This window comes from Syntrophorhabdaceae bacterium, from assembly GCA_035541755.1.
GTDB lineage: Bacteria > Desulfobacterota > Syntrophorhabdia > Syntrophorhabdales > Syntrophorhabdaceae > PNOF01.
Map to the genome: position 1 here is coordinate 1 of DATKMQ010000173.1, position 13,401 is coordinate 13,401.

18 protein-coding genes are annotated in these 13,401 nt (G+C 52.1%); 12 read left to right on the forward strand and 6 right to left on the reverse strand.

What is annotated here, in order from left to right:
• Window positions 1-175 precede the first annotated feature (175 nt).
• The 7 genes from VMT62_16850 to VMT62_16880 all read left to right on the forward strand — a co-directional run bounded on the left by VMT62_16850 (window position 176) and on the right by VMT62_16880 (window position 6,041).
• Window positions 176-1,150, forward strand: coding sequence for a tripartite tricarboxylate transporter substrate binding protein (locus tag VMT62_16850; GenBank protein ID HVN98096.1), 975 nt, complete (start codon window positions 176-178; stop codon window positions 1,148-1,150).
• Window positions 1,151-1,268: 118 nt separating this feature from the next.
• Window positions 1,269-2,054 (forward strand): IclR family transcriptional regulator, encoded by a 786-nt coding sequence (locus VMT62_16855; GenBank protein ID HVN98097.1) that lies wholly within the window; start codon window positions 1,269-1,271, stop codon window positions 2,052-2,054.
• A complete protein-coding gene (locus tag VMT62_16860; protein ID HVN98098.1) occupies window positions 2,044-2,346 on the forward strand; it encodes a UxaA family hydrolase in 303 nt (100 codons plus the stop codon). Before VMT62_16855 ends, VMT62_16860 begins: the two co-directional genes overlap by 11 nt.
• Window positions 2,347-2,352: 6 nt before the next feature.
• Window positions 2,353-3,537, forward strand: coding sequence for a UxaA family hydrolase (locus VMT62_16865; GenBank protein HVN98099.1), 1,185 nt, complete (start codon window positions 2,353-2,355; stop codon window positions 3,535-3,537).
• Window positions 3,538-3,597: 60 nt separating this feature from the next.
• Complete coding sequence (locus VMT62_16870) at window positions 3,598-4,332, forward strand: DUF169 domain-containing protein (protein HVN98100.1); 735 nt, start codon at window positions 3,598-3,600, stop codon at window positions 4,330-4,332.
• A gap of 106 nt (window positions 4,333-4,438) precedes the next feature.
• Window positions 4,439-5,623: a mandelate racemase/muconate lactonizing enzyme family protein gene (locus VMT62_16875; GenBank protein HVN98101.1), complete on the forward strand. Its 1,185-nt coding sequence runs from the start codon at window positions 4,439-4,441 to the stop codon at window positions 5,621-5,623.
• A 73-nt stretch (window positions 5,624-5,696) separates the two neighbouring features.
• Window positions 5,697-6,041, forward strand: coding sequence for a DUF3088 domain-containing protein (locus VMT62_16880; protein ID HVN98102.1), 345 nt, complete (start codon window positions 5,697-5,699; stop codon window positions 6,039-6,041).
• 95 nt (window positions 6,042-6,136) lie between these two features.
• Here the strand turns inward: VMT62_16880 and VMT62_16885 are convergent, their stop codons facing one another.
• Both VMT62_16885 and VMT62_16890 read right to left on the reverse strand, forming a co-directional pair.
• Entirely contained in the window at window positions 6,137-6,748 is a 612-nt protein-coding gene (locus tag VMT62_16885; GenBank protein HVN98103.1) for a hypothetical protein, read from the reverse strand.
• Between the two features lie 27 nt (window positions 6,749-6,775).
• On the reverse strand, window positions 6,776-7,111 hold the full coding sequence (locus tag VMT62_16890) for a hypothetical protein (protein ID HVN98104.1): 336 nt from the start codon (window positions 7,109-7,111) through the stop codon (window positions 6,776-6,778).
• Window positions 7,112-7,212: 101 nt separating this feature from the next.
• Between VMT62_16890 and VMT62_16895 the strand changes: the two genes are divergently transcribed.
• From VMT62_16895 to VMT62_16905, 3 genes are all read left to right on the forward strand, one after another.
• On the forward strand, window positions 7,213-7,395 hold the full coding sequence (locus tag VMT62_16895; GenBank protein HVN98105.1) for a hypothetical protein: 183 nt from the start codon (window positions 7,213-7,215) through the stop codon (window positions 7,393-7,395).
• A 259-nt stretch (window positions 7,396-7,654) separates the two neighbouring features.
• Entirely contained in the window at window positions 7,655-8,539 is an 885-nt protein-coding gene (locus VMT62_16900; GenBank protein HVN98106.1) for a PAC2 family protein, read from the forward strand.
• 259 nt (window positions 8,540-8,798) lie between these two features.
• The gene (locus VMT62_16905) at window positions 8,799-9,266 is read left to right on the forward strand and encodes a response regulator (GenBank protein ID HVN98107.1); all 468 of its coding nucleotides are present in this window, start codon (window positions 8,799-8,801) and stop codon (window positions 9,264-9,266) included.
• A 74-nt stretch (window positions 9,267-9,340) separates the two neighbouring features.
• Here the strand turns inward: VMT62_16905 and VMT62_16910 are convergent, their stop codons facing one another.
• Window positions 9,341-9,814 carry a hypothetical protein gene (locus VMT62_16910; protein HVN98108.1) on the reverse strand — a complete coding sequence of 158 codons (474 nt, stop codon included), beginning with the start codon at window positions 9,812-9,814 and terminating at the stop codon, window positions 9,341-9,343.
• Window positions 9,815-9,918: 104 nt separating this feature from the next.
• The gene (locus VMT62_16915; protein HVN98109.1) at window positions 9,919-11,265 is read right to left on the reverse strand and encodes a deoxyribodipyrimidine photo-lyase; all 1,347 of its coding nucleotides are present in this window, start codon (window positions 11,263-11,265) and stop codon (window positions 9,919-9,921) included.
• Between the two features lie 95 nt (window positions 11,266-11,360).
• On the opposite strand from VMT62_16915, the gene VMT62_16920 reads away from it, so the two are divergent.
• Together VMT62_16920 and VMT62_16925 are read left to right on the forward strand one after the other, a co-directional pair.
• Window positions 11,361-11,750 (forward strand): pyridoxamine 5'-phosphate oxidase family protein, encoded by a 390-nt coding sequence (locus VMT62_16920; protein HVN98110.1) that lies wholly within the window; start codon window positions 11,361-11,363, stop codon window positions 11,748-11,750.
• A gap of 2 nt (window positions 11,751-11,752) precedes the next feature.
• Window positions 11,753-11,929 carry a hypothetical protein gene (locus VMT62_16925; protein HVN98111.1) on the forward strand — a complete coding sequence of 59 codons (177 nt, stop codon included), beginning with the start codon at window positions 11,753-11,755 and terminating at the stop codon, window positions 11,927-11,929.
• A 49-nt stretch (window positions 11,930-11,978) separates the two neighbouring features.
• Here VMT62_16925 and VMT62_16930 read toward each other — a convergent pair whose 3' ends face one another.
• Together VMT62_16930 and modB are read right to left on the reverse strand one after the other, a co-directional pair.
• Entirely contained in the window at window positions 11,979-12,713 is a 735-nt protein-coding gene (locus tag VMT62_16930) for an ATP-binding cassette domain-containing protein (protein HVN98112.1), read from the reverse strand.
• Window positions 12,713-13,378 (reverse strand): molybdate ABC transporter permease subunit, encoded by a 666-nt coding sequence (gene modB, locus VMT62_16935; GenBank protein ID HVN98113.1) that lies wholly within the window; start codon window positions 13,376-13,378, stop codon window positions 12,713-12,715. The genes VMT62_16930 and modB overlap by 1 nt, the downstream gene beginning before the upstream one ends.
• Between the last annotated feature and the right edge of the window lie 23 nt (window positions 13,379-13,401).

Here is a 13,401-nt window from a genome sequence, read left to right on the forward strand (position 1 = left end):
GGTATAGCGATTCTCTTATTTTTCGTCCCTATGCTTCCGAAGCTCAGAAAAAAAAGGCCTGGAGCAGTTATCGGGGGCGATGATGAAATCTGACGTGTACCGTATTCCGGCCCGTGAACCGGCATACTTTCGGTCAATCAAGACAGCTTGAAAGAACATTATAAGGAGGCGTAACGTGAATACCCAAAAGAAAGTAGTGACGATTCTGTTCCTTTCCTTCATGCTTGTTCTGGCTTTTTGCTCCTTTTCGAGGGCGGCGGATTACCCGACCAAGCCCATTACGTTCGTAATACCCTATCAGGCAGGTGGTTTCACCGATATATTAAGCCGTGCCCTTGCAGAGAGTCTGAAAAAGCAGCTCGGCCAGCCCGTCATCTGTGAAAACCGGGCCGGCGGAGGCGGAGCGGTCGGCTTGAGCTATATCGCAACCAGGCAGCCTGACGGCTACACTATCGGCCTTATCACTCCCGGGATGTATCTCGCCTATCATATGAAGAAGAGCGAGCTCAACCCGGTGAAGGATTTAACCTTTATATCCCGCATCAGCGGTGGAATGACCGCAATAGTGGTACGGACAGACTCGTCCTTCAAGACCGTCAAAGACCTCATCAATTACGCCAAACAAAACCCCGGGAAAATAACCTACGGCACTTCGGGACAGGGCACGATAACGCATCTCGCCATGGAAGAGCTCTCGAGCCTTGCGGGTGGGGTCCCCTGGAAACTGGTGCCTTACAAATCGGGTTCAGAAGCGGCAACGGCCCTGTTAGGAGGACACGTGGACGTGGTTTCCGATGCGCCCTCCTGGCAGCCCCTGGTCGACGCCGGCAAACTGAGACTTCTCGCGGTGTTCATGGATAAGCGTTCTGACCGTTATCCGAATGTGCCCACGGTGAAAGAATCGGGATACGACATGAGCGTACCAGGACCTAACGGGGTAGTGGGACCAAAAGGCATTCCCAAGCCGCTCGTCCAGAAGCTCGACGGGGCTTACAGAAAGGCCCTCGAAGACCCCGAGGTAAAGGCGGTGCTCAAACAATACGACTTGATCAACCTGTATTTGAATTCCGACGATTACGTAAAAGCTGCGCAAGAGGAGTTCGATTGGAGCGGAAAGCTCGTGCGAAAGCTCGGGCTCGACAAACAATGAAGCGGCGCCTGCTTCTGGGCAGTTCTCGAAAATAAAAAAGGGCATCAAAATTGATGCGCTCGTCTGGTGAAGCACGTCGCTTATGGAAGAATGTTTCTGCTCCGGAGGCAGAAGAATTATGAGTGATCGGAGAATGAGCAGTCTCTCGAAAGGCCTTAAGGTGCTCAGGCATTTCGTCTATGAAAAGGAAACATGGGGAATCCGAGAGATTGCGAGAGAATTGGGGTTCAGCAAGAGCGCAACTCTGAGGATATTGCAATCCTTATGTGACGAGGATTTTCTCGCCCTTGACCGGAAAGATAGCAAATATGGAATAGGGCCCGAACTCTGGCGTCTGGGTGTGGCTTTGCGTGGAAAGGAGAACCTGCACGCCACTGCCATGTCCGTAATCAGGAAGTATGCTGATAAAGTGAATGAAATGATGATTTTTTTCAGGCACAGCCGTGGGGCAGTGGTGTATGAGGGCGTGGCGGAGTGCGATCATGCCCTTCGCTTCACCCTCAAGCTTGGGGTTCCCTACGACATTCACCGAGGACCCGCGGGAAAAACCATTCTCGCGTTTCTTCGGCCGCGAGAAGCGGACAAGATCTTTGAAGAACTGAAAAGAAACACCTCGGTGGATATTCCAGCCTTGAAAAAAGCGGTGGAACAAACAAGGGTGAATGGGTATTCTACGGCCAGCAGCGAGCGGGCGCAGGGGGTTATCGGTTTTGCCGCCCCCATAATTGGGCCCGATAACGCGTTTCTCGGGGGCGTCGGGCTATACCTTCCCGAGGCCCGCTACAAACCGGAGGATAGGGGAAAATATGTGGATACGGTCAAAGCCTGCGCAGACGAGATATCTTCCATGGTAAATCCGGGCCATGCCCGGCCACCAAGGAGCGAGAAGACTCGTGCCAGATAGGCGTGTACTTATACTTGAGCCGCAGGATAACGTAGCGAACGCGCTTGAAGAAGTGCTGCCCGGTGATTCGATACACGTGAATATGGGTGGTGAAACGGTAATACTTCACGCGGAAGAACATATCCCGTTCGGTTTCAAGGTAGCAGTCAAAGATATTCCAGTCGGCGAACCGGTCATCAAATACGGTCGGCGTATAGGGATCGCAAGCCGGCCCATAAGAAGAGGCACTCTCGTCCATATTCATAATCTTGCAGGTACGCGAGGGCGGGGCGATCTCAAAAGAGGAACGTGAGGACGGATGAATTTCCTTGGTTATGTTCGGCCTGATGGTGGAGCGGGTATCAGGAATTATGTGCTCATCATCCCCGGCGGTCTGATCTCTGAAAAGATATGTGCCTTTGTTCCCGGTACCAGGACGCTGGCGATGGCCAAGAGCGGCGGCGGGATGACGTCACGGGACCGTGAGACCATGGCCAGGACACTCTTCGGTTTTGGTCAGAACCCCAACGTTGCCGGGGTGATCGTGCATGACGGCAGTCCCGGGTCGGGCTATCCTGAACTTAAGGTAGAACGCCTCGTGTCAGAGCTTGCAAAATCGGGCAAACCTGTTGAGACCGTTTATGTAAGAGAAGAGGGCGGGACATTAGAATCGATAACAAGGGGAATAAAGCTGGCGCGTAGAATGGTTCATGATGCGTCGAAATTAAGGCGTGAGCCGGTCAGTATAAGTGGGTTGTCTCTCGGGGTCAAGTGCGGTGCGTCGGATCCGACGTCCGGTATGGTGGGCAATCCGGTCGTGGGATACCTCTTCGATAGGATAGTCGAAGCTGGTGGCACGGCCATGTTCGGGGAGACAACGGAGATTATCGGTTGCGAAGAGCTCCTCGCCGCGCGGGCAGCCAATCAGGAGGTTGCCGGCCAGATCCTGGAAGCGGTGCGTTTTATCGAAGAGCGCGTCCTTGCAACGGGTGAAGATATCCGCACGGTGAACCCTGTTCCCGAGAACATAAGAGCGGGCATATCGTCTTTGGAGGAGAAATCTTTAGGCGCCATATACAAAGCCGGGCATCATTCCATCCAGGGTGTGCTCAAGTACGCCGAAAGACCTCGTGGGCCCGGCCTGTATCTCGTAGACAACTGGATGGGGCCAAACTCAATCTTTCCCGGATACGCGGCCGCCGGAGCGCAGTTGACGATCTTTCAGTATGGAGGCGGCGCATCGGCCCGCACACTTCTCGATCCATCGCCCGCGGTAACCGCGCCACTTTTGTGGGCATCGGCCAACCCCACTACCTATGCGGTAGCCAAAGAAAGCCTCGATTTTTATTCCGGAACGGTTTTTGAGGGTACAGAGACTATCGAAGAGGCAGGAGAAAGGTTATTGAGACTGGTCATCGATGTTGCGTCGGGAACGCTCACACACGGTGAAACCATTAATTACAGTGACCCCATAGAGGTGTATGGCCTGGATCCGCTCTTCTGAGCGTTAAGAAGTGCTCCGCTTCACGAGTGGCGAGCGGACGGATATTGAGAGGAGGTCAGTATGACATTGGACAGGCAAGATTTTGAGATACTTAAGGAGTTTCATTTTGACATACCGCCGATTGGCGTCAAGTACCTGGTAGCGGCCCCTCACACAATGAATCCACTTGGCGAGAGGATGGCGCTTTGCGAAATGATGAAAAAGGCGCAGGGAGGAGACATCTTTTACGCGCAGGCCAAGGATCATACCTGTGAGGCAGGGCAATACATATTGGGCCAAAGGCAGATCGAGGATCAGTTTGTAAGCGGACAATTCGGGGCGGGGTTAGGCCTTTTCAGAGAAGAGCGCGCAGCGGCCAGGCTCTATCACTACATCCCGAGGATAGCGAAAGGGGTCGTCAACTATGTGGCATTTTCCCCGTTTGACAGGCTGCCATTCGACCCGGACGTCCTGATCGTTATTGCCAATACCGATCAGATGGAGATCCTGCTTCGGGCAATGAGCTATGAGACAGGACAGATGTGGTCAAGCAGGTACTCGCCCGCCATGGGGTGTTCCTGGCTTTTTGCTTATCCTCACCTTACCGGAGAAATAAACTTTATCGCCACCGGGCTTGGGTTCGGAATGAGGCGAAGGAAGCTGTTTCCACAGGGCCTGCATTTCATGACCATCCCCTTTGACCGGTTGCCATCCATGATGCAGACCTTAAAGGAGATGCCCTGGGTTCCTGAACCATTTAAGCCAAACGGACTCACATATGTTAAAGAGCTCCGCCAGAGGTTAGGCCTTGAATAAATGGTTTTTCGTTAACGATCAGGACTGTCAGGAAGAAAGCCATCTTCCTCGAAAACGGTTTTTGGGGAAACGAGGACACTAAAAGGGAAACACCGGGAGGAACAACGTGAAGATTACGAGTGTGGATATCTATCAGCTTGGAAGACCGAGGGACGGCAAGACCAAACCGTTTAATCCGTTGGTTGTGGTGCTCAACACCGATGACGGTGTAAAGGGATTCGGCGAGGTTGGTCTCGCTTACGGAGCAGGCAGTTCGGGTGGCTTCGGTATGCTTAAGGACCTCGCCTACTTTGTTCTCGGTGCAGACCCACGTAACGTGGAGGCCATATGGGAAAAGCTGTTTCGAAAAACATTCTGGGGCATGGGTGGAGGCCCGGTCGTGTATGGCGCAGTGAGCGGCATAGATACGGCTTGCTGGGACATCAAGGCAAAGACCCTTGGCGTCCCCGTGTATGAACTCCTCGGCGGAAAGTCGAGGGACAAGGTGAGAACCTATGCGAGCCAGATACAGTTCGACTGGGGTCCCGAACATAAATACTTCACCGAGCCCGAGCAGTATGCGGAAGCTGCTCTGAAGGCCGTGCAGGAGGGATACGATTGTGTGAAGGTTGATCCGGTGGGTATGACAGCACAGGGTGTCTGGGGAGGGGCAAGCCTTGAAGGCATCCTCACGCCGGCCCAACTCAGGATGTTTTACAACAGGACAAGAGCCATTCGAGAGGCCGTGGGTCCGGATATAGACATTATCATCGAGATCCACTCCTATCTTGGTGTTTCTTCCGCTATCCAGTTTGCCAACGCCATTGAAGATCTCAACTGCATGTTCTACGAAGAACCGATTCACCCTCTCAATGTTGATTCCATGGCCCGGGTGGCGCGTAGCGTTAGAATACCGCTCGCCGCCGGTGAGCGAATCTATACGCGCTGGGGATATAGACTCTTCTTTGAAAAGCAGGCCTTATCCGTTATTCAGCCTGATCTCGGGCTCGTCGGGGGTTTCACCGAAGGCAAGAAGATAAGTGATATGGCGAATGTCTACGACGTGACCGTTCAATGTCACGTTGCCGGTGGTCCTATCGCCACAGCTGTGGCCTTGCAACTGGAGGCGGTAATACCAAATTTCCTGATTCATGAATTGCATGCTGTAGCGCTTCAGGAAGAGGTTATTGCAATGTGCAAGTATAACTATGTGCCCCAACAAGGATACTTCGCAATCCCGGAATTGCCCGGCATCGGACAGGAATTAAGCGACCGGGCACTAAAAGAGGGTGTTCACGTGAGGATCGAATAGCCGTTGTGATTCTCCTCCACACAAGCATATGACGTCACCGTGGATTGTGGACGTAAAGACAAGAGGAGGTGCCATGAAAGACAAACTTTTTCTTCTCAAACCCGATTTCATGGATCAGGGCCGAGGGCCGTATTTCTGTCCGGGATGCGCCTTTGTAGAAGGCATGTTATCGTTCTATCCTGCTCTAAGGGACAAGATAGAAATAGATTACATCGACTTTGAGCGGCCGCGACCCCTGTTAGTGGCCGAGATTGGAGAAGAGAACCAGAACTGCCCCAAGCTTGTCCTTGGTGAAAATCGCCCCGTCCCGGAAAGGGTAACCGTACATCAGGCTAAAGGGAAATATTTTATTTCGGAGCCAGCGGAAATTTGCCGCTATTTGGGGAGCACTTACGGTTACGGGGTGCCGCACGATTAAATGCACGCGAGGCAGAGGGCCGCTGCTAAAGTTTTTCAACCTGTCCCGCCTGATCGCGCCGGTCTTCGGGTTCTTCTTTCTCGTACCGGGCTAACCTACGGCCTCATTCTCACACGACCGCCGGAAAATCTGGCAAGAAAACCGGTGTTGGTCTCGAGGTACTGTGTTACCTCATCCTCATAGACCTTTACCTGTTCGTCGATCAGCTTCTCAAGGAGGGTCATGTTTATCTTTTCCTGTTTCATCATTTTCTCTACCTCGTTGATCGTGGTGAGGGGATAGAGGTGTCTGTAGTTATCGAGGTAGACCTTGAGCGCTTCCATGCCCTCCTGCCTCTTAAGGTCCTTGAGAAGGATCAGCGCCTTATACCCGAGCATGCGGAGACAGTAGAGGCTTGTCTCTTTTATTGATTGCTCGGCGTCACTGATATAGCCTTCGGCGGCAGGAAGATCGTTGAGTTTATAACTCGCCGTTGCCGCAAAGACAAGGGCATCGGGATTTTTGAGCGTTTGATAGGCCTTCAGGAAGTCTCCCCTTGCCTGTTCGTACTCTTCCTCAGCCAGAAAGTTTTTGCCCTGAAACATATCCTGACCGTAAATGGTATAGGTAGTGGAGCAGGAAGTTAGACCGATGAGCGCCACGAGCATGACAAGATACGTGGGTATTCGCTTTAACCCGGCCATTATACAACGATTCGCTTTCTCCATATTTCTCCTTATGATTCCGTTCAACCGCTAATGAAATGTAGTTACCCTATTCTGGTTGTCAAGGCGCGGAAGCCTTATTTCGCATGTGGGGATAATGGCCGGGTTTTGAGTCATACAAAAGATGATGGTAACAACAAATTCCGTAGAGTCCGGGCATGGACGAAGCTCGGCATGGCCCGCGCGAGCATTCAAAAAAGAGAGCGGAACGGCAAGCGGAACCATCGCTTGGCGGCCATCTTCGCAACCATGTAACACTTTGATATCATAAACAATAACATACAAAGGAGAGATCGTTTTGGCGCTGCGCGGCGGCGAGCCCGTGACCGAAAAGTTCTGCGCTATCTCCACATATTCGAATGGCATTCTTGTTGCATCTTACCTTTGCGGGAGACGTCTCGTGCAGGCAAGGGGAGTTGAGACGCACCTCCCGCGAGAACAGATGATGACGATTCACGAGGTGATCCATGTGTCTGAGCCGATTTTTGAGCGATTCCGTGGAAAGACAGGATAAAGGCGACGCAGGTGTGGCCATAATCGAAACCATGTGGACTCTTTTGCGAGAGACGCACACCTCTGAAGCTGACATGAAAAAAGACCATCTGGAGGGAACTGTACCTTTCGAGATATTGCGGTCGTCGCAGAGGTGATCCTTGCCAACGAATTTCACGCATTCAATCCTTTAATGGCCGGGTATGGCCCGATCCGTCCTCGACGCATACGGAGCAGGTCTTACGTCCCTGTTACAGTCCGGCAAAAAAACTCGATGCACGGGCAAAAGGTGCGTCGTCACCATTGAGGGCACTCTTGCAGAAGAGCGATCTCTGCATGATTATGATAAAGAACCTGTCTTATGTTACAATAAGCGATAGTGAGAAGAGGGAGCATGTCTTTTAAGAGGATTCAGTCGTGAAGATCGGTGCTTTTGAGATTGAGCCTCCGCTGCCCGAGGGCGACGATCCTTACGCACTGGCGGTGCTCAGACCCTGGATTGATGTGAACAATGTGGGGACGCTCGTGCTCAAGGAACTATCGGCGCGATTCGGGGCCACGCAATTGGGAAAACTGTCGAGGCCCGGTTTATTCTACGATTTCACCAGATACCGGCCGGTGGTTGAGATCGAAGACGGTATCCGGGATATGTCCATTCCAAATACAACGATACGCTACGCCAAGCGACAGGGCCAGAACGACCTGCTTTTGCTCCGTCTTTTGGAGCCGCACGCTCACTCCGAGTTCTACATCAGTTCCGTTTTGAAGCTGCTCATGACCTTCAGGGTGAAGAAATATATTCTTTTGGGGAGCATGTACGACACGGTCCCGCACACCAAGCCGCTTATCGTCAGCGGGTATGCCATGGGGGAAAAGACACAGGCGGACCTGAGGAAGGCGGGCACCCTTTCCATTACGTATCGCGGGCCGTCCAGCATCGCGAACCTCATCACCAAAGAGGCGGCTCAGGCGGGTATCGAAGTAATAGTGCTCATTGTTTCGCTGCCGCAGTACGTGGCTGTAGAGGAGGACTATCCTGGCATGCTGAGAATCATGGAAACGTTGAATACGCTCTATGATATCCCCGTTTCGCGTGAGGACTTTGAAAAAGCGCTGGAACAGCGCGATGCGATCAATGAGAGGCTGAAGAGCTCTCCTGAAATAAAAGTTCTGTTGCCTCAGCTCGAAAATATATATGACACCCGCATCAAGGCTATGGAAAAAGAGGGCGTTGCGACCCTGACCCCGGAAATGGAAGAGCTTTTCTGGAAAACAACAGAGAAAGACATCGGCAGGGCATAGAACGACGTTTCATCAGTCTGCCTACGAAAAGCGAATATTCAATAAGAATCCTGGTGAAATACCGTAACAGGTGTCGCGTCGTCAACATGGCTTAAGGATCGGCGTCCCGGAAGTAGATCCTTGCCGGCAGTGCGTGGAAAGGGGCCTATTTGCTTGAATGAGAGCGATGAAATGTTATATAAGATTACTGCAATAATATACTGGTGGTATGGGCCCATAATGTCGAGCCGTACCGCAGGAGACGACAAGGGAGAATAGCATGGAGAAATCAATTTTGGATAACAAAAGGTTACTTATAGTCGATGATGAGCCTGATATTCTGGCGGTTGTCAAGGCAGAGATTCGTGATGCCTGTCCGGAGAGTACGATCGATACGGCGACCACCTACGAGCAAGCGCTCAAGCTTCTTAAGACCAATAAATACGACATCGTGATCCTCGACATCATGGGTGTGCGTGGTTTTGATCTTCTTGAGGAGGCTATAGAGCGTAAGTTTAAGGTCGCCATGCTCACCGCCCATGCCTTAAGCCCTGAAGCGTTAAAAAAGTCACACGATATGGGCGCCATGGCGTATCTGCCCAAGGATAAGCTGGGGGAACTCGTACCTTTTCTCGAAGACGTATTGCGATACGATTATAAAACGGGGTGGCAGCGCCTCATGAATAAGCTGGATAACTATTTCACCGAGCAGTTTGAACACGATTGGAAGAGTAATCTCTGGTACTAAAAGATTATGCCAAAAACCCTTGAGGCGAAATTTTCTGTCTCACCACGGCGGCGTATCGTTGTCGCCGGGCGCTCTTAATGCTTCAGAGAAGGGAAAAATAGAGCATAGAGCGCCATAATCATAGGATGGGTTTCTCGTGATCTAATTTTCGCCCACTCGCACGCGACTCCCTTGAGCAGGCGAGTCCCACTCTGCCCGAAAACAGACGAATCGCCGAGTTCGTGATCGTTCTCGTCATAGTCTGTCACGGGGATAATCCGATAGCGTTCGTTTTCCCTGTCGAATTCCGCGAGGCACAGAGAATACTGCAAGTTCTCATACCCGGCAATTGAAAGCCCCTTCTCTCTCCTCTCCTCCATGTAGCGTTTCTTTTTTGCGTTGGTTTTGAAAGCAAGGGATGTAAAGACCGCGAAACGTTCGGGTAGCGGCATATAACACTCTGTTCCTGCATAAAGACCTTCTTCGTCCGCGGCCGTGCCCACGATCTTATCGAGATCGCAATAAAACATGCAGAGATTGTCCTGGTAAACTATCTTCCAGTTCCACACGGCTTTGCTCCAGTCATGCGCGTGTACCTCGTGAAATCGACTCACGCGAGTGGGCCGGATAATATCCATCCATAGGGATCATTCCCTTAAGCACTTGTCCTCGCTCATAGCGATCTCACCTTTTCGATATATCGCTTTATATCGAATTTGGACGCGCAGCCATTATAACTCATGAAGCGGATTTTTCCAAAGACATTCCTCTGTCTAAAGGCCCTGTCATGAACCCCGCCTATACTCCAGGCGATGCCTGCATAACCGTTCGGGTCCCTGCCGTCGAGCTCATACCTGTCGTTCAAGTAAATCGCGTATTCCATTGCAGTCTCAGGCGACGGTGTCCATTCGAGGATCTTCTTTGCCCAGTACATCCTCATGTAACCGTGCATCTTGCCCTTCTTTACCATCTCCATTTGTGCTGCATTCCATAACTCGTCGTGCGTTTGCCCCGACTCGAATTGATCGAGGCTGTAAAGGTAGGAGCGGCGGTCCTCTCTATGATCGTTGAGCGTCTTTTGCGCCCACGGGGCGAACCCGTCAAAGCTGTCGTAGTGTTCATTGTAATAACAGAAGTTGTCCGAAAGCTCTCTGCGGATAACGAGTTCTTCGAGAAAAGCTGCCTTCGAAGAACCCGACATGCGGCTTTCTTCGATGCTAAGCGCCACCCTCTGCGCCGACAGTTGACCGAAATGGAGGTATGGGGAAAGAGATGACTGGCCATCAAGCGTCGGGTCATTTCGGTCTCGCTCGTAGTGAATAAACCTCCTGTTCATGAAATCGGCGAGGCTCCTCTGCGCAGCTTCTTCACCGGGGGCAATCCAGTCCACCTCTTTCACTCGCCTATCGATATCGAGGTTCTTCACCAATCCATCCCACCGGATTAATGGCATTTCTTTGTTCGAGGAAAAGGGGTGCTTTTGCATCGGGGGGATATGATCCAAAAACACCGGCAGGAGGCGGCCCATCTTCTTTCTTATGGTAAACGCCGAATACTCTTGTTTGCCAGATGCAACCACACAGGGCACGATATTGTGGGCGTCCACTTCGTAGAATGGGACCTCTATCTTTCGCATGACGTCTTTCTTCCACGTCTTCTTAATGCGTAGCGGATCGAAGTCGCTCGTGAGAGCGCAGATTGCGTGAGTGCGGACAAATTCCGTAAGGACCGAGGCAGCCTCGCCATGCACAAGATAAAAGGGTATATTGAGTTTTGCAAGCTTTCGCGACAACTGTTCGAGACCGGCAAGCATAAAGGCATACTGTCGGTGAGTGGCATTCAAAAAGCGGGGAGCGAGACAAAAAACCACAAGCAGAGGCACTTTCCTTTGGATGGCCAATCGCTGGGAGAAGATGAGCGCCCAGTTATCATCGACGCGCTGGTCGCGACTCATCCAGTAAAGCACCGGACCTTTTCCAAACTCGCCCTCCTTAAGCGTCCGCGCCCTTTGATCTATCATGTCTTGCCCTTTATGATTCCGATGATAATTATATATAACAGACCGGCGCGCTTTGCCAGCATCTGTGGAAGAGAAAAAACCATCGGAGGTATGCCATGAAATTGAGTGAATATTTTGAGAATACGACGGGCAGAGGGGTGCTCGCGACCGCCGACGCCCACGGGTACGTGGACGCTGCGGTCTATTCGCGGCCGCATTTTATCGACGAAACCACCATCGCCTATATCATGACGGACCGGCTCACGCACGAAAATCTTCAGTCCAACCCCCACGCGGCGTACATCTTTGTGGAATCACCCGGGGAGAGATTCGCGGGCAAAAGACTTTACCTGACCAAGATAAAAGAGGATACCGACGCTCAAGCCATTCAAAAGATCCGCTGGCGAAAGACGTATGTGATCCCTGACGGTGACAAGGATAAGCCCCGGTTTCTCGTCTATTTCAGGATTGATAAGGTGTTGCCCCTTATCGGAGACAAAGATTAGCCATGGTGAGTGACGAGCACGATCACCATCGCACGCGTCCCCATGCACGCGCCTTTTTCACGAACCTGGACACGGATATGCCTCTTACCCGGAAGATCTGGCTCATATTCAGAAACAATATGAAGAAGATTCTCACGCTGAAGAGCTGTCGCGGCCATCCAGGCGAACCGGGATGCTGACAGGACCATAATGGATCTGCCGGTCGGTAGATCACGGTGCGGGTCGATCTCAGTGTCTTGATATGAGCAGGGGAAAATTGAGCGAGAGATAGAGGTCAATCTCCGACGATAAAGGGCTTGAGAATACTTCCTGCGGCGTACCCGTGCCGGCAATCTTACCTTGCGAATAGAGCACAATCTTGTCGCCTATGGAGTAAGCCTCAAGCATATCATGGCTCACGAGGATGATTGGGACGTTGAACTGCCGCTGAACATCTCTTAAGAGCTCCCGCATTTCTATGCGCAGAGGATTATCGAGGGCTGAAAACGGCTCATCGAGGAGCAGCACCTCAGGGCGTCCGATAAGCGCCCGGGCGAGGGTCACCCGCTGCTTTTCCCCGCCGGATATCTGGCCGGGGTGCTTGTTCTCCAATCCCTCGAGGTAGAGGAGCCTGATCATCTGCCTTATTCTGTCCTGTTTCTCTGCCTTCGGACACTTCTTGAGCCCATACCCGATGTTCTCCCAAACCGTCATGTGAGGGAAAAGGACGCGGTCCTGGAAGACGTACCCTACGGACCGTTTTTGCGGCGGGAGATTAATGCCCAAAGCGCGGTCAAAGAGCACCTTATCGCCGAAACATATCCTGCCCTCATCGGGATCGGCTAGGCCTGCTATGAGCTGCAATGTCATTGACTTACCCGACCCGGAGTGACCAAAAAGCACCACAAGTTCATTTTCCATGTCCCAGGCCACATTGAGAGAAAATCCCGAGACCTTCTTTTGTAACTGTACATTGAGCCCCATCAGAGAATCCTCTTGCTGAGCTTGTTGGCCGTGTAGAGAAAGAACCCCGAGAGCGCTGTAAAGAATATAACGAGGATATTTGCCTGCGACCAGGCCCCGCTGTTTGCGAGCGAGTATATGGTGAGCGGCATGGTGTTCGTCTTGCCGGGGATGTTTCCCGCCACCATGAGGGTAGCCCCGAATTCGCCGAGGGCTCGCGCAAATGCCAATACCGTACCGGCAATCAGCCCTTTTTTTGCGATGGGCAGGATCACTTTGAGGGCCGTCACTAGCTCAGAGTGGCCGAGCGTGTATGAGGCGCTGATCAGGTTTTTATCGATCGACTCGAAGGCCGCCCGGGTTATTTTGACCATAAGCGGAAGGGAGACGATAAAGGAAGCGAGGGCCGCGCCATACCACGTGAACATGATGCTCCATCCTGTCCATTGATAGATGGGATGCCCGATGAGACCGTTTCTTCCGAAAAGAATAATAAGATAATAACCGGTGACGGTGGGCGGCAACACAAGGGGGAGGGTGAAAAGCATGTCGACAAGCTCTTTTCCCTTAAAGTCCCGACGGGCGAGGAGGTAAGCCACGCAGATGCCGATGATGATGACGAAACAGGTGGATACTATGGCGACCTGGAAGGAGAGTCGTAGTGAGAAGAATATGGGATGTTCCATGTGGCCTCTTCCGTAAACGGTCT